Below are 15,640 nucleotides of genomic sequence, written 5' to 3'. Positions count from 1 at the left end.
ACAAGATTTATAATAAATACTATATCATTTCTAATTCCTTTTGCCAAACTTTTGCGCTCGCGTCGCTGGGCATTTTCAAATCCGCTCTTGGCGACAAAGAAATAAAAGTAACCTTTGGGCCGTCGGGCAAGCAAGAGCGCTTAAACTGGTTTGCAAAAAACCTTTCAAAAAACACGGTAAGCCATTTTTTGATTTCTTGGTCCGAATACTCTCCAAAAGCGCGCCTTGCAAGCCTAAATATCTTTTTTGGCCCGAAGCCATATCCTACCGCATAATATAAGAAAAAGTCATGAAGTTCGTATGGGCCTATAATTGATTCGGTTTTTTGGATTATTTTATCCTGTCGGGACGGCACAAGCTCGGGGCTTATTGGAGTGTTTAGTATGTCGGTCAATAACATGGCTTTTTGGGGGTCTTTGATTGTTTTTGCCAAATAACCAACAAGAATTTTAATTAATGTTTTAGGAATAGAAATATTTACAGCATACATAGACATATGGTCGCCGCCATAAGTTGTAAAGCCCAAAGCCAACTCAGACAAATCGCCTGTGCCTATCATTAACGCGTTTATTTCATTGGCTATATCCATCAAAATTTGCGTTCTCTCGCGGGCTTGCGCGTTCTCATAGGCTATTCCAAAATCATTTGAACCTAAGCTTATGTCTTTTAGGTGCTGTTTTATAGCTTGGTCAATAGGTATTTCCCTAAATGTCACGCCCTCAATCAACGCCAAAGCTTTGGCGTTATCTTTAGTTTTTGAGGTGTTAGCAGAAGACGGCATAGAAATAGCCAAAATAGATTTTTTGTCGTATCCTAAAATTTCAAATGCCCTAATAGCGACATATAACGCCCATGACGAATCCAAACCGCCCGATAGGCCTAAGCATACTTTTTTTATTCCCGTCGCTTTGAGCCTAGTCGCCAAACCATGCGCCTGAATATTAAGAATGTGTTCGCATGCGATATTATCATTTAAACCATCGGGTAAAAACGGGTTTCTGGATATAAAACGGGTAATTTCAGTCAGTTTTTTTTTTAGGGAAAAAGGTATTGCTTTAATATTTTCTTGGGAATAAGTTATAGATTTTGTTCTTAACCTTTCTTGTTTTAATTTTTGCAAATCAATCTCGCTTACGGTCAAGCCCGCGGCAAAAGGCTTCGCTTCTTCTAAAATAACGCCGTTTTCGGCTATTATATTATGCCCTGAAAAAACCATATCGGTGGAAGACTCGCCCTTGCCAGCGTCGCAATAAATATATCCGCAAACACCCCTGCCCGATTGGGAAGCCACCAAAAGCTTGCGATAATCGGCTTTTTTTATAACCTCATTGGACGCGGCCAAATTGGCGATCAAAAATGCACCCGCTTTTATATAATTGATTGAAGGCGGGTCTATTACCCATAAATCCTCGCAGATTTCCACGCCGATTTTAAACTCGGGCATCTCTTCGTTTACAAAGACTTGGCGGTTGCTCAAAAAAACATCTTGCCCAAAAATTTTGACTTGTTTGTGGATATCGCCGCCTGTAAAATATCGCGTCTCGTAAAACTCATTATAATTGGCAAGATTTTTTTTAGGGATTAAGCCCAAGATTTTGCCTTTAAAAATCACAGCGGCGCAGTTATAAAGCTTTTCATCAAAAGCAAGAGGGACGCCTGTAATTATTAATAATTCTGTATCTTTGGAAACATTTAATATCTCTTTTAACGCTTCCAGCGCGGCGTTCAATAAAGACTCGTGCAAAAACAAATCGCCGCAAGTATAAGCGGTAATACTCAATTCGGGGAAAACAATAACCTGAACGCCCAAAGAATGCGCTTCTTTGATTAATTTAATAATTTTTTGGGCGTTATGTCTGCAATCTGCGGGAACGACTTCGGGGGTCGCCGCCGCGACTTTGATAAATCCGTCTTTCATTATTTTATTTTTTATTTGTTTTTTTAGCCCTAACCGCTTTTGTTTTATTATGCCAAACTAACCTATATTTTACGCCTTTGCTTTATCGGCATAGGCCTGATTAAGCATATATAAAAAACTTCTGTATTTATGTAAATTGCCTTTATATATTATTTTATCGGGCAGCTTATCCAAAAATGTTTGGGGTCTAACGGCTGCGATAGGAAGGTTAAAATCCAAGACATTGTTTTTGTGCAATATATAATAAACAAATTCAGAACAAGCGAATCTATATTTGCTCTTATGGTATGACGAGAATAAGTGATTATATATGGTCCTATAATTATATTTATACATCTTTTTATTGGCGACAAAATAATCCAGGTCTTTTTTGACATTTTCATATTGCTCGTCTGTGACATCCAATTCCAAAACCACGCAAGGAACATACGGCGAAAACAAATAAACGCCGTAATTTATTCTTTCTTCAGTAAATCCGCCCAAAAACGGGTTGTGAATTCTTTTGCGCCCAAAGCTATACATCTTTTCAAGCTTTTTGTCTAAAGCTATAGCTGAATGCGTGTATTTATCCCCCATGATAAACGCGATTATTCTTGAAAAGATTGACGCTGTCTTGGTTAATAATAAATATAAATGTTTGGTTTCTTTTGTTTTTATAGCCATGATTGCCTTTTTTGGAATAAAGATATTAACTTTATATAATAATATATCATATTTTGATTGATAATGATATATTTTTCAATCATTTGCGCAATAATTTATATATGAGAAATATAAACAAAGCCAAAAGGTTTATAAAAAGACAAGTTAAGAAAGCCGCTAAAAAAAATAAATGAAATCTTTAATCATAATTTGCCTAATTAGCGTTTAATACTTAATTTATAAAAACTTAATTATGGAAGATAAATTATGGAAAAATTAAAATCAGTTTGGCATAACGACAACTATCCGCAATACCAAAAACTTGACCATGATATTGATGTCAATACCGCGATTATAGGCGGCGGGCTGTCCGGCATAAGCGCGGCGTATTATTTAAGCCGTCACGGCATAAGCACTGCGGTATTAGAAGCCAATAAAATAGGCAGCGGCACCACCAAAAACACCACGGCGCATATCACTTCCCAGCACGATATGACTTATGACAGATATACAAGACAATTTGGTCAAGTAAAGGCGTCCATTATAGCCAAAGCCAACCAAGAAGCTATTGACGAAATAGAAAATATTATCAAGACAGAAAAAATAGATTGCAATTTTGAAAGGGTTGATTCGTTTTTATTCACCCAAAGGCCCGAAAACTGCATAAAGTTAAGACAAGAATACAAAGCTGTCCAGAACACGCCAATAAAAGCGTTCTTAACCACCCAAACAGGCCTTATCCCGCTTGAATACGAGCTGGCGCTAGGTTTTGAAAACCAAGCGATGTTTCATCCAATGAAATATCTTCATGGTTTGGCGCAGGCGGCGACCAACCACAAAGTCAAAATATACGAAGACACTAGGGTAATAGATGTTCAAAACAACTATTGCTTAACGGAAGACGGGCGCAAAATAACCGCCCAAAATTTTGTCATAGCCACTAACTTCCCTATTATCAATTTTAAAGGCTTATATTTTGCTAGGATTATTCAGCACAGGTCGTATAACGGAGCGTATAAGACTACGAAATCCTTAAGCGGAATGTGGAACAATATTGACAGCGAGGCCTATACTTATAGGAAATTTGAGGACATGGTAATCGTAAGCGGCCAAAGCCACCAATGCGGCCATGATATGGATACGCCGCATTATAAAAATTGGCAGAACCATGTAAACAAAATTTTTGAAGACAATCAGGCAGTCGCGAAATGGTCCGCCCAAGACAGCCTATCGCCCGATAACTTGGCGCTTGTCGGCAACCTTACCAAAAACGAAAAACATCTTTACATTATGACAGGATTTAACAAATGGGGCATGACATCCACAAATATTGCGGGACGGATTATTGCCGATTTGATAGCGGGCCAAAAAAATCCATACGCTGAGATTTATTCGCCAAGCAGAAAATTGGCAATGGGACCGATAGGCAAGACATTATGGAATAATATAAAAATGGTGGGGAGCCTCATAGGCGGAATTAATTATCTTGGCAATCCTGCATGCACCCATATGGGATGTCGCACAAAATTTAATCCCGAAGAACAGACATGGGATTGCCCTTGCCATGGTTCAAGGTTTGATAAATTCGGCAATGTGATAAACACTCCCGCTTATAAAAAACTAGACGACAAAAAAGTTAATCCCGACAACAGCGCTAATTAAAAAACTCGGCAATTATACTGTTCATAACGCCCATATATTGAGGCTTGATTTTTAGGGAGTTTTTTGTAAGCTCTATTGCGCCCAGTTTGCTAAGTTTTTCAATGGGCTTGAAATACTCTTTTATGAAATCTCCTTCAAATTCGTTATTATAACCAGTAATATTAAGCCCTTCTTCCATACGCAAAGCAAGCATTATATGTTCTTCTTTGGCTTGCTTTTTTGTAAGAACAAGCCATTCTTTTTTGTTGTTATAATAATCCTTTAGATTGTCCGCATTGGCGTATCTAACATTGTCTATTAAAGAATGCGCGCCCAGCCCGAAGCCGAGATAATCTTGCCTTTTCCAATATTTGATGTTATGGACGCATTCATATCCTGGCTTGCAAAAATTGCTAACTTCGTATCTCAAAAATCCGTTTTTTAACAGCAAGCCATATGCCGCGTCATACATATCGACGGATAAGTCCTCGTCAACAACTATATCCTGCCATGGCGTGTTTTTTTCAGGTTTTAGCCCATACATTGATATGTGCTTAATTATGGGAAGCTTGAATAAAATATTCAAAGTATCTATAACATCGTCTATGTTTTGATTGGGCAAGCCCAGCATTATATCGCAGCTTAGGTTTTGAAACCCAGCCTCTTGACAACATTGCACGCTATTTAAAAAGTCTTGTAAGGTATGAATCCTGCCCGCGTTTTTTAAAAGCGCATCCGAAGCCGATTGAAGCCCGATGCTGATCCGGTTTATTCCCGCTAAGCTATATTCTTTAAGTTTTGGTTTTGTAACGGACTCGGGATTGCATTCTATTGACGCTTCGCGCGGTAAAAAGATAAATCTTTTTTTTAGCGCGTCAATAATAGCCGTTATGCCGCCTTGATATAAAAATGACGGCGTGCCTCCGCCAAAATATATAGTATCGGCTATTATATCGTCGTCATACTTAAAAGATTTTATTTCTTTTATTAAAAAATTGACATATTCTTTTTGGGTATGGGTATCGGCAAAAAAAGAATTAAAAGCGCAATAAGCGCATTTTGAGCGGCAAAAAGGTATATGGATGTAAACGCCTACTTTTTTCATTTGTCAAGCTTAAGAATGCTTATAAAAGCTTCGCTGGGTATTTCTACGCTGCCAAACTGGCGCATGCGTTTTTTGCCTTCTTTTTGTTTTTCCAAAAGCTTGCGTTTTCTTGTAATGTCTCCGCCGTAACATTTCGCCAGAACATCTTTTCTGAGCGCTTTTACCGTCTCCCTTGCGATCACCTTGCCGCCTATCGCGGCTTGTATGGGCACTTCAAACATCTGTCGGGGTATGACTTCTTTTAATTTTTCGGCTATACTGCGACCGCGCGCATAGGCTTTGTCTTTGTGGATTATTATACTCAAAGCGTCGCAAACCTCATTGTTAAGCAAAATATCCATCTTGACAAGGTCGGCCTTTTTTTTGCCCGTTATTTCATAGTCAAGGCTCGCATACCCTCTTGTTCGGGATTTTAAACTATCAAAAAAATCATAAACTATTTCATTTAAAGGCATGGTATAACGCATCTTGACCCTGTTTTTATCAAGGTATTGCATATCCAAATACTCGCCCCTTTTTTCTTGGCAAAGTTCCATAACAGCGCCGATGTATTCGGGCGGCGTATAAATATCAGCCAAAACTATGGGCTCTTCAATATAAGCTATTTCCGCCGCGGAAGGCCAGTTGGACGGATTGGAAATCTCCAAAACTTGACCGTTGGTTTTGTGAATTGTATAAATTACGCTGGGAGCGGTCGTTATAAGATCTAGATCAAATTCCCTCTCTAAGCGTTCTTGGATAATTTCCATATGCAAAAGCCCCAAAAAACCGCATCTAAAACCAAAGCCCAAAGCTGCGCTTACCTCAGGCTCATAAAACAGCGAAGCGTCGTTAAGCTTTAGCTTTTCCAAAGCGTCTTTTAGGTCGCTATATCTTCCGCCGTCTGTAGGAAAAATGCCGCAATAGACGACAGGATGCGCTTTTTTATATCCCGGCAATGGTTGGTCGCACGGTCTATCGGCCGATGTTATGGTGTCCCCGGGCGCTGTATCGGCTACATTTTTTATGCTTGCGGCTATATACCCGACCTCGCCCGCGCCAAGTTCTTGGACGACTACGGGCTTGGGATTAAACGCTCCGACTTCAACAGTTTCAAACACTTTGCCTGTTGACCAAATCTTTATTCTTGTTCCCGCCTTGACCGAACCGTCAATTATTCTAACAAGACACACCGCGCCTTTGTAATTATCATAAAAAGAATCAAAGATAAGGGCTTTTAGCGGCGCGCTTTTATCGCCTTGGGGCGCGGGAATATTGCTTACTATATATTCAAGCACATCGTCAATATTTATCCCTTCTTTAGCCGAGATAAGCGGCGCCGATTGCGCGTCCAAGCCGATAACTTCTTCAATCTCTTTTTTTACTTCTTCGGGCCTTGCGCTGGGCAAATCAATTTTATTAATGACGGGCAATATAACGAGATTATTATCAAGCGCCAAATATACATTGGCCAAAGTTTGCGCTTCTACGCCTTGGGCGGCGTCCACCACCAGCAAAGCGCCTTCGCACGCCGCAAGCGAGCGCGAAACTTCGTAAGTAAAATCCACATGGCCCGGGGTGTCTATCAAATTCAAAATATATTCGTTGCCGTCTTTTGCCGTATAAAACATTCTTACAGGCGTAAGTTTTATCGTAATGCCCCGCTCCCTTTCCAAAGGCATGGAGTCCAAAAGCTGATTTTGCAATTCCCTCGCGCTGACCGTGCCTGTTTTTTCTATAAGGCGATCGGCAAGCGTGCTTTTTCCGTGGTCAATATGCGCTATTATGCAAAAATTCCTTATCCTGCTTTTTTCCATAACGCAATTATATGTTATTTTTTGGGCTTTAGCAAGCAAGATATAATTGGTATTTTTGAACTCTTTATATTTCTTGTAAAAGCCAAATACATTGCAATTTTATAAAAAATCAATAAAATTATAAATATAGGATATTAGAACAAATAGGAGAATAAATATGGACGATATAATAATAAAGACTTTAAATAATCTAAAAAAACGGACTTTTTTGCCCCACTATTGCCAAACAACAGAAGAAGCCATAGCAAAAGTTTTGGAACTAATCCCTAAAGACGCTAAAGTAGGCATAGGCGGAAGCATGACCATAGCTAATATGGGCATACCTAATTTGCTAAAAAATAGAGGCAATCAAGTTCTTATGGCGGGCTATGTTGATTTGCCCAAAGAGCAAATTTACCAGCAAGCCGCTTTTGCCGATGTTTATATGACTTCGGCTAACGCCATAACTTGCGAAGGCGAAATAGTCAATATTGACGGCAGGGGCAATCGCGTGGCGGCAACTATTTTTGGCCCGCCCGTTATAATTGCCGTGACCGGCGTAAACAAGATTACGGACAGTTTGGAAGACGCAATAAAAAGGGTTCGCAATGTCGCTTCGCCCAAAAATTGCGTCAGGTTAAATAAAAAGACTCCATGCGCCATAAGCGGAAAGTGTGCTTATTGTTATCCGCCCGAGACTATTTGCAGAAACACGGTTATAACGCATTTCCCATCAAGCGGCAAACAATACCATGTAATTTTGGTCAATCAAGAATTAGGTTTTTGATATTGATATGGCGCGATAAAATAATGGATAAAATGCGCCATAAATGATAAAATTATAAAAAAACATTAAAGAAGGCAAAAGATGAAAATAACAGAATCCTGGCTTTTTTCTAAGCCGATAGCCCACAGAGGCTTGCATGACAAAAACGCGCCAGAAAACACTCTGGCGGCTTTTAGTAAGGCGATAGAAGCGGGTTATCCAATTGAACTTGATCTTAGAATAATTGACGATGGGACTGTCGTGGTTTTCCATGACGAAAAATTAAGCAGGCTTACAGGCAGCGACGGCTATATAACAAACCTTGTCAAACAAAAACTCAAAGACTATAAAATATTAAAATCCGACCAACATATACCCACTTTTGAGCAGACGCTTGAGCTTATAAACGGGCAAGTTCCGTTGCTTATTGAAATAAAAAACAGCAATAAAGTTGGAATTTTGGAAAGAAAAGTTTTGGAAATACTTAAAGGCTATGACGGCGAGTATGCCGTGCATTCTTTTAATCCTTATACCGTTGAATACTTCAAAAAATACGCGCCTCAAATACCGCGCGGGCAATTATCCTCTTTTTTCACCGACGATAAGACGCTTAATTTTTTCAAAAAATTTGTCCTAAAAAGAATGCTGCTAAACCATGTCTCCAAACCTGATTTTATATCTTATGAGAGCAAATATTTGCCTAATGTTTTTGTCACAAAAACTAAATTGCCCGTCCTGGCCTGGACTGTGCGCTCCCAACAAGAATATGAGGATGTAAAATTATATTGCGATAATATAATTTTTGAAAACTTTATCCCCCAGACCTAAAGTAATTAAAATAATTCCCAAATAAAAAAAATATGCCTATCTTTAAGTTAGGCATATTTTTTATGTTCTATCATAAAAAATATTATTCGTTTTCGTCTTCCTCGTATTCGTCTTGGTCTTCTTCTTCATATTCTTCCTCTTCCTCAACCGCTTTTATATACGCTTGATAAATCTCATCCAAAAGTTTTTCATCCGTAACAGGCTCAAATAAATCATCGTCATCGTCTTTTGCTTCCAGCATTTTTAAGACTATTACCTCGTCTTCCTCAATGCCTTCCACTTCAACGGCAGGCTGTAACATAGCATAAAATTCATTGTTATGTTCTATGCAAGCTATTTGATAAAACGGGATTTCGTTTTCTTCCTCGTCGTATAAAGTAATAATCTCGGCGTTATCTTCGGGCATCAAATCCACTACAAACTCGTCGTTTTTTGACATAAAAAAATCTCCTTTTTGATTAATAGTATTAATATAATAACGGTTTTTTATTTGCTTTTGGGCATATCCAAATACCGTTGTAAAATATTTTGCGCGGCAATCTTATCCATCAATGATTTTCTTTTTTCGCGCCTTACATTGCTTTGAATCAAAACGCGCTCGGATTCTTTGGATGTCCATCTTTCGTCAATATAGACTATAGGCAAATTAATTATTTGTTTTAGTTGTTCTCCAAATTCTTGAGTTTTGATTGCCCTATCGCCCAAAGTGCCGTCCATATTTATAGGCAAGCCTATTACTACCGTATCCACTTGATGAGCGTCTATAATTTTTTTGATATATTCCAAGTCCTGCTTCAAAGTCTTTCTGCTATAAACTTCTAACGGGCTTGCGATAATGCGGAATTGGTCGCTGATAGCAAATCCTATTCTTTTGTCCCCATAATCAATTCCCAAAACGCGCATTATTTTTCCTCTTTTTTAGTCTATCACAAATGCAATTTTTTAGCTATTATCTAATATATGCATTTTGATATTATTTTTAATTAACAAAATATGTAATAAATAATTATCTTATTAATACTTATACTAAAATCAGCAAATAAAAAAGGAGGAAATCTTATGCGCACATCATTGATTTTAGGTTTGGCCTTAGGAGCTTTAATAGGCGCTGCTTTGGTAGAGGGCAATTCCCCTGTATCCGAAATGGTTTCAAAAGGCAAACAAAAGATAAAAGATAAAATAAATCAAATTAACGCCGCTATGAATTAATAATTCAACAACCAAAATATATAAATTATATTCTCCCTCCCCTTTATAATAAATGCGGACATTGTTTTGCAATGTCCGCGTTTATTATAATCGTTATTAATTTTTGCTATAAATTTATTTTATGCTCTATTTTTTTGCGATATACAATCTAATGTGCTAAAATGTAAAAAATATCCATATAATCTTTTTCAATCTATTCATATAAAAAAAGGAGTATAAAAAATTATGAATCCTTATGTAAAAAGCGTTATTGAAAACGCCAAATCCAAGCATAAAAACGAGCCCGAGTTTATTCAAGCTGTGGAAGAGGTTTTGTCTTCCGTGTCGCCTTTGATTGAAAAACACCCCGAATATGAAAAATTTGACCTTTTAAACAGAATTATAACGCCCGAGAGAATGATTTCTTTTAGAGTTGTTTGGATGGACGATAAGGGCAATTATCATACCAATACGGGATATCGCTGCCAATTTAACGGCGCGCTAGGCCCTTACAAAGGCGGCATAAGGTTTCAACCAAACGTATATCCCGGAATTATTAAGTTTTTGGCTTTTGAGCAATGCTTTAAAAACGCTTTGACAGGACTGCCTATCGGCGGCGGAAAAGGCGGCGCTGATTTTGACCCCGTAGGCAAATCCGACGCCGAGATTATGCGTTTTTGTCAATCTTTTATGACCGCGTTATATAGATACATCGGCCCTGATGTTGATGTCCCCGCGGGCGATTTGGGTGTGGGGGGGCGCGAAATAGGCTATATGTTTGGCCAATACAGAAGACTAAAAGGCGTATGGGAAAACGGAGTTTTGACCGGCAAAGGCTTATCTTACGGCGGTTCTTTGATCCGTCCCGAAGCGACCGGCTACGGCGCGATGTATTACCTTAACGAAGTCTTAAAGCATCATGGCGAGGATATAAAAGGCAAAACTATCGCCGTGTCCGGATACGGCAATGTGGCGTGGGGCATCTGCAAAAAAGCTATGCATATGGACGCTAAGGTTGTCACTATTTCTGGGCCTGAGGGATATATTTACGACCCTGAAGGCGTTTCTTCTTGCGAAGAAAAGGTGAACTATCTATTGGAAATGCGCGCGCGCGGTCTTGACAGGATCAAAGACTATGCCGATAAGTTTGGCGTTAAGTTTTATCCTAACGCTAAGCCTTGGGGCGAAAAAGTTGATATTTATATGCCCGCGGCGACGCAAAACGAAGTGGATTTGGAATCGGCAAAGAAAATTGTCAATTCAGGCGCCAAATATTACATGGAAGTTTCCAATATGCCTACCACCAATGAAGCCTTAGAATATCTGAAACAACATAATATAATCATTGGCCCTTCAAAAGCGGTTAACGCCGGCGGCGTGGGCGTATCGGCTATGGAAATGTCGCAAAATTCGCAAAGGTTGGTTTGGGCCGCCGAAGAAGTTGACGCCCAATTACAAAAAATAATGAAAAATATTTATAAAATCACTGTGGAAACCGCGCAAGAATACAACCTTGGGTATGATTTGGTCGCCGGCGCCAATCTAGCTGGATTTAAAAAGGTCGCCCAAGCCATGATAGAACAAGGCGTTTTCTAAATAATATTTTTAGAAGTTAATACAAAAACCGCCCGCCGACAATTTAAAAAAGGGATCTTTAAAGACCACATTTTTTTAAAATGTGGTCTTTTTTTATTAATATATAATTCTAAATTGCCGAATGATGCCGCGGGTCATGACATCGGCCATTTTTAGGGCTTGGTCTTGGATCTGGTCATATACTTTTATGCTTTTTTCAAATTGGCCTGTCAAAATAAATACAGCCTCGTCTTCTGTCATGCGAAGATGGTCAAATAATAATTTTTTCCATTCAGCTTCGCTCCAGAAGCAGTTAATGCAAGCGAGGAATTTGGCAATATCCTCGGCGTTGGCATACCATCTTCTGCGTTGTTTTTCCACTTCTTCGGCGTTTCCCGCTTTGGCCGCGTTAACCAGCTGTGCCGCGATCAAAAGGTGGTCGGTAAAAAGTTGCTTAAATTGCATGGCTGTTTTCTCGCCGTAAAATGGTTTTAAAACTTTAGCAAAATCAACAGGATTTTGCAAAAGCCTTTCTGTCGTAAACTGAAGGTCGGGAAGATCAAATATAGCGCTTAAAATAAAAAGACGAGTCCATAGCACATGCTCCACCCATAATTCTCTAAAAGTGTTTGACAGCCGCAATTGACAGCGATCCAACCCGTTAATGTCGTTTGTATCCCTCATATAATATAACCTCCATAAAAAATTGGATATAGTATAACAGGCTGGCTCGCCTGATATATACCATTACATCTTATGATGTAATTGTTATGTGTGTGTATGGATAAAATTTAAACAATCTGTAATGATAACGATGATAAATGGACATACAAAAAACATATGCCATGTTGTTATTTTCGCCACTATGTTAATCCAAAAAACAACCTTTGAAGTATATTTAATAATTTAAAAAGGAATAATTAAAAAAGCGGATAAGTTTTTATCCGCTTTTTAAATTTACAAATATTTGCGGTCTTATTATAAAATCTCAAGATTTTTATGAAACGCTTTGTAAAATTCCGTTGCCGCCGCTAAGGCGTTTTTAATTTCCAAAGAACAATCGCCGTCGGCTTCGGTTTTCATTATTACCGAATCCCCCAAAACATCGCAAGATATTGTTTTGATTACCCCGCTCATTGACCTATCCAAGCTTTCGGCGATTCTCAAGATAACGCCCAATTTTCTGACAGCGGGCAAATCTTCTTCTTTTAGGATATCTTTATATTTGTTCCATTCGCCCAAATTAAGCCCTTCCCTACGGTGCGCGCTTGCGACAAAGGCCGATAATAATAATTCTCTTTGGGTGAGTCCGTTAAGATGCGAGTTTAAGATTATATAAAAAGAGTGTTTATGGTGATCGTAAAATTTTATTCTTGAGCCGCAATCATGCAACAGCGAAGCTACTCTCAAAATTTTTACATACTGTCGGGGCAGTTTGTGCAAAACCCTTAATTGCTTGAATAATTGCATTGAAAGGTTATAAACTTGTTCTGCATGGGCGGCGTTTTCGTCAAAGTAATTCATTATGGTGCTAATGCTATGGCCCAAAATATCGGTAATTGGCTTTTCGCTGGTTGACGGAACGGCGTAATTATATAATATTCCCTCTCTAAGTCCGCATGCGCTGATTGTCATTTGGGTGTTTGATATGACATTAAGAAGCCCCTTAATACAAGCTAATGCGCTGATAAATATGTCCGCTCTTCCGCTGGACATTCCTTTTATTTTCATGCGCTTTTCATAATCAAGCACCTTAATCATATCATAGATATCAACAAAATGTTCTTTTGGCAACACATAATTATGGGTGTTATCCAAGGAATACCTTCTGAGCATTCTGCTTATTTTGCCCAAGTTTCTAAACGCCCCGCCCACTCCTATTAACTGGACTTCGGGCTCTAATTGCTTGAGCCAATCCAGCCTTGAGAGCTGTTCGGTAATAAAAAGCTCGATTTTTTCGGCTTGTTTTTCGGGCGGCAAAGTTTCATCATAAAACAGTTCGGTCAAAGTTATTGAGCCAAAAGGTATATTGATTGTATTGAGAATATTGCGCCTATTATAGTGTATCAACTGGGTGGAACTGCCCGATATATCAAGAATCAACCCTTTTGGAATGTCCAAAGAATTGATAACGCCCTGATAGATAAACCTGGACTCTTCCTCTTCAGTCAATACATTTATCTTAAAGCCGCACATGGCATAAACTTCATCCAAAAAGCTTCTTTGATTTTTCGCGCGCCTTACGGCGTTGGTCGCTATCGCTATTATCTTATCAACCTCGTAAGCGTCGCAAAGTTTCCTAAACATTTTCAAAGTTTTGATTGCCTGCGCAATTTTGGACGATTTTAAAAATCCGTCCTTTTCCATTCCTTGTCCTAATCTTACTGTTTCTTTGATATCGTCAAATACTACGAAATAACCGCCTTCCAAAATATTGGCCATTACCATTCTTACAGAATTAGAACCTAAATCAATGACTGCAACCTTTTCCAATTTGTAACCACTTCCTTTTTAGCTAAAACTATTTCATCATTTACCTTTTTGTATTATATCACAGCAATAAACCCTTGAAAAGACCCAATTTAAACAAAATTGAATCAAAATATTGTGTAAAAACGCTTTTTAAACAATGCTAATTTAAATGAAATAATAATTTTTTGATGCCAAAACGGCAAGACATAACCGTTATAAAAATACGGCTAATAAAAAGAAGATTCAAAAATTTTATGAATTTTTATTTTGGCTTAATATTTCTTTAATCAAAGCCTTTTTATCGGCCCTTGTGGGTCTGCATTTGTCTAATGTCACTTCGCCCGCCACTAGAGCTTCGGCAAAAGCGGCGCAGCTTGCATAACCGCAGCTTCCGCAATTAACGCCCGCAAGATTGCTGATAACTTGTTCTACCCTTTCATCTTGTTTTACATCAAATTTATCGCCCAAAAACGCCAATACAAATCCCAAAAATGCCGCAATGGCCATAACAATTAGTATTGGCAGTATAAATGTCATAAAAAAATCCATATTATTATCTATTCCTCTTATTTTTTAAATGTTAATTTTTATTGCCTATTAACCTTATATTATCAACCGTAATAATTATCAACCTTACCCAAAAAAGTTTAAGCCGCTTAAACCCGAAAACGCCATCGCCATAATGCCTGCGGCGATAAGGGCCAAAGGAAACCCTTTAAAGCTTTTGGGGACATCGGCTTTTTCTAGCCGTTCCCTGATACCAGACATCAATATCAAAGCCAATAAAAATCCTACTCCAATAAATAACGAATAAAAGACAGTCTCAATAAACATAAAGCCTTTTGTTATGACCGCATTAGCCGTTCCTAAAACGGCGCAATTGGTTGTCACCAAAGGCAAATATATGCCCAGCCCTTTATAAAGCGCCGGTATAAATCTCTTAAAAAGGATTTCCATTAACTGAACCAAAGATGCGATTATCAATATAAATAATAATATTTGCAAATACTCCAATTCAAAGGGTATTAACAAATATGTATATATAAGATATGACAAAATTGACGATAGCGTAATTACCAATATGACCGTCAATCCCATGCCTATTGCGGTTTTGCTTTTTTGGCTTACGCCCAAGAAAGGACAAATTCCGTAAGTGTAATAAAAGACTAAGTTTTCGGTAAATACGGCGGTAATAAAAGTTGAAACAATCATTACCAGTATATTCATTATGCCTTACCTCCTTGGGCGGTTTGCATGGCTTTTTTCAATAGCGCTTTTTTAATTTTTTGCTTTTTTTCTATTTTTGCTTTTATATAATTATAAATAGCCATTAGGATCGCAAGCATAATGAACGCGCCGGCTGGAATGCTGAATATCTGGACGCCCGAAAATTCGGGTATTGCAGTTATGCCCCATATCTTGCCCGAGCCAATTATTTCCCTTAACAAGCCCAAGACACACAATCCAAACAAAAATCCTATACCATTGCTTAAGCCGTCTAATAGCGCCCATTGCGGCTTGTTGCCCGCCGCAAAAGCTTCGGCCCTTGCCAAAATTATGCAGTTGACCACAATCAATTGAATAAAGCGTCCTATTTCGGTATAAATGCCGGGCAAAAACTTTCTTAGTAACATATCAATTAATGTGGTCAATGTGGCGATTATAATTATATACCAAGGAATTCTTACTTTATCGGGAATTATCTTGCCTACCAAAGATATGACAAAGTT

At 38.4% G+C, this 15,640-nt stretch carries 16 protein-coding genes; 5 read left to right on the top strand and 11 right to left on the bottom strand.

Features of this window, described 5'->3' with window-relative positions; all coding sequences use genetic code 11:
- Nucleotides 1-19 precede the first annotated feature (19 nt).
- A complete protein-coding gene (locus GX756_01840; GenBank protein ID NLC16607.1) occupies nt 20-1,918 on the bottom strand; it encodes an NAD(+) synthase in 1,899 nt (632 codons plus the stop codon).
- Nucleotides 1,919-1,987: 69 nt separating this feature from the next.
- Nucleotides 1,988-2,581 (bottom strand): hypothetical protein, encoded by a 594-nt coding sequence (locus GX756_01835; GenBank protein ID NLC16606.1) that lies wholly within the window; start codon nt 2,579-2,581, stop codon nt 1,988-1,990.
- Nucleotides 2,582-2,827: 246 nt separating this feature from the next.
- Here GX756_01835 and GX756_01830 point away from each other — a divergent pair, with 246 nt between their 5' ends.
- On the top strand, nt 2,828-4,222 hold the full coding sequence (locus GX756_01830; protein NLC16605.1) for an FAD-dependent oxidoreductase: 1,395 nt from the start codon (nt 2,828-2,830) through the stop codon (nt 4,220-4,222).
- Here GX756_01830 and hemW read toward each other — a convergent pair.
- Together hemW and lepA are read right to left on the bottom strand one after the other, a co-directional pair.
- Complete coding sequence (hemW, locus tag GX756_01825) at nt 4,215-5,306, bottom strand: radical SAM family heme chaperone HemW (protein NLC16604.1); 1,092 nt, start codon at nt 5,304-5,306, stop codon at nt 4,215-4,217. The genes GX756_01830 and hemW overlap by 8 nt on opposite strands.
- Nucleotides 5,303-7,102, bottom strand: coding sequence for an elongation factor 4 (lepA, locus tag GX756_01820; protein NLC16603.1), 1,800 nt, complete (start codon nt 7,100-7,102; stop codon nt 5,303-5,305). The genes hemW and lepA overlap by 4 nt, the downstream gene beginning before the upstream one ends.
- A gap of 157 nt (nt 7,103-7,259) precedes the next feature.
- On the opposite strand from lepA, the gene GX756_01815 reads away from it, so the two are divergent.
- Entirely contained in the window at nt 7,260-7,868 is a 609-nt protein-coding gene (locus tag GX756_01815; protein ID NLC16602.1) for a lactate utilization protein, read from the top strand.
- A gap of 81 nt (nt 7,869-7,949) precedes the next feature.
- Nucleotides 7,950-8,675, top strand: a complete 726-nt coding sequence (locus GX756_01810) for a glycerophosphodiester phosphodiesterase (protein NLC16601.1) — start codon at nt 7,950-7,952, stop codon at nt 8,673-8,675.
- 82 nt (nt 8,676-8,757) lie between these two features.
- Here GX756_01810 and GX756_01805 read toward each other — a convergent pair whose 3' ends face one another.
- Both GX756_01805 and ruvX read right to left on the bottom strand, forming a co-directional pair.
- Nucleotides 8,758-9,114 carry a DUF1292 domain-containing protein gene (locus GX756_01805; protein NLC16600.1) on the bottom strand — a complete coding sequence of 119 codons (357 nt, stop codon included), beginning with the start codon at nt 9,112-9,114 and terminating at the stop codon, nt 8,758-8,760.
- A gap of 47 nt (nt 9,115-9,161) precedes the next feature.
- Complete coding sequence (ruvX, locus tag GX756_01800; GenBank protein NLC16599.1) at nt 9,162-9,578, bottom strand: Holliday junction resolvase RuvX; 417 nt, start codon at nt 9,576-9,578, stop codon at nt 9,162-9,164.
- A 156-nt stretch (nt 9,579-9,734) separates the two neighbouring features.
- On the opposite strand from ruvX, the gene GX756_01795 reads away from it, so the two are divergent.
- Nucleotides 9,735-9,884, top strand: coding sequence for a hypothetical protein (locus tag GX756_01795; protein NLC16598.1), 150 nt, complete (start codon nt 9,735-9,737; stop codon nt 9,882-9,884).
- Between the two features lie 225 nt (nt 9,885-10,109).
- On the top strand, nt 10,110-11,459 hold the full coding sequence (gene gdhA, locus GX756_01790; protein ID NLC16597.1) for an NADP-specific glutamate dehydrogenase: 1,350 nt from the start codon (nt 10,110-10,112) through the stop codon (nt 11,457-11,459).
- A 96-nt stretch (nt 11,460-11,555) separates the two neighbouring features.
- Here the strand turns inward: gdhA and GX756_01785 are convergent, their stop codons facing one another.
- The 5 genes from GX756_01785 to GX756_01765 form a co-directional block, all read right to left on the bottom strand.
- Nucleotides 11,556-12,122 carry an acetylglutamate kinase gene (locus GX756_01785; protein ID NLC16596.1) on the bottom strand — a complete coding sequence of 189 codons (567 nt, stop codon included), beginning with the start codon at nt 12,120-12,122 and terminating at the stop codon, nt 11,556-11,558.
- 294 nt (nt 12,123-12,416) lie between these two features.
- Nucleotides 12,417-13,931, bottom strand: a complete 1,515-nt coding sequence (locus GX756_01780; protein ID NLC16595.1) for a Ppx/GppA family phosphatase — start codon at nt 13,929-13,931, stop codon at nt 12,417-12,419.
- A gap of 231 nt (nt 13,932-14,162) precedes the next feature.
- On the bottom strand, nt 14,163-14,447 hold the full coding sequence (locus GX756_01775; GenBank protein ID NLC16594.1) for an electron transporter RnfB: 285 nt from the start codon (nt 14,445-14,447) through the stop codon (nt 14,163-14,165).
- Nucleotides 14,448-14,543: 96 nt separating this feature from the next.
- Nucleotides 14,544-15,122, bottom strand: coding sequence for an electron transport complex subunit RsxA (locus GX756_01770; protein NLC16593.1), 579 nt, complete (start codon nt 15,120-15,122; stop codon nt 14,544-14,546).
- A 14-nt stretch (nt 15,123-15,136) separates the two neighbouring features.
- A partial coding sequence (locus GX756_01765) for an electron transport complex subunit RsxE (GenBank protein NLC16592.1) occupies nt 15,137-15,640 on the bottom strand: 504 nt, incomplete at its 5' end.

The organism is Clostridiales bacterium (genome assembly GCA_012512255.1).
In the GTDB taxonomy this organism is placed as follows: Bacteria; Bacillota; Clostridia; order Christensenellales; family DUVY01; genus DUVY01.
Note: the sequence above shows the minus strand (reverse complement) of the source record. Positions and strands in the feature narration are given on the sequence as shown.

Bases quoted from the DNA above. Each gene is read 5' to 3' on its own strand.
- GX756_01840 (NLC16607.1), bottom strand. From the start codon at position 1,918: ATGAAAGACGGATTTATCAAAGTCGCGGCGGCGACCCCCGAAGTCGTT.
- GX756_01835 (NLC16606.1), bottom strand. From the start codon at position 2,581: ATGGCTATAAAAACAAAAGAAACCAAACATTTATATTTATTATTAACC.
- GX756_01830 (NLC16605.1), top strand. From the start codon at position 2,828: ATGGAAAAATTAAAATCAGTTTGGCATAACGACAACTATCCGCAATAC.
- hemW (NLC16604.1), bottom strand. From the start codon at position 5,306: ATGAAAAAAGTAGGCGTTTACATCCATATACCTTTTTGCCGCTCAAAA.
- lepA (NLC16603.1), bottom strand. From the start codon at position 7,102: ATGGAAAAAAGCAGGATAAGGAATTTTTGCATAATAGCGCATATTGAC.
- GX756_01815 (NLC16602.1), top strand. From the start codon at position 7,260: ATGGACGATATAATAATAAAGACTTTAAATAATCTAAAAAAACGGACT.
- GX756_01810 (NLC16601.1), top strand. From the start codon at position 7,950: ATGAAAATAACAGAATCCTGGCTTTTTTCTAAGCCGATAGCCCACAGA.
- GX756_01805 (NLC16600.1), bottom strand. From the start codon at position 9,114: ATGTCAAAAAACGACGAGTTTGTAGTGGATTTGATGCCCGAAGATAAC.
- ruvX (NLC16599.1), bottom strand. From the start codon at position 9,578: ATGCGCGTTTTGGGAATTGATTATGGGGACAAAAGAATAGGATTTGCT.
- GX756_01795 (NLC16598.1), top strand. From the start codon at position 9,735: ATGCGCACATCATTGATTTTAGGTTTGGCCTTAGGAGCTTTAATAGGC.
- gdhA (NLC16597.1), top strand. From the start codon at position 10,110: ATGAATCCTTATGTAAAAAGCGTTATTGAAAACGCCAAATCCAAGCAT.
- GX756_01785 (NLC16596.1), bottom strand. From the start codon at position 12,122: ATGAGGGATACAAACGACATTAACGGGTTGGATCGCTGTCAATTGCGG.
- GX756_01775 (NLC16594.1), bottom strand. From the start codon at position 14,447: ATGACATTTATACTGCCAATACTAATTGTTATGGCCATTGCGGCATTT.
- GX756_01770 (NLC16593.1), bottom strand. From the start codon at position 15,122: ATGATTGTTTCAACTTTTATTACCGCCGTATTTACCGAAAACTTAGTC.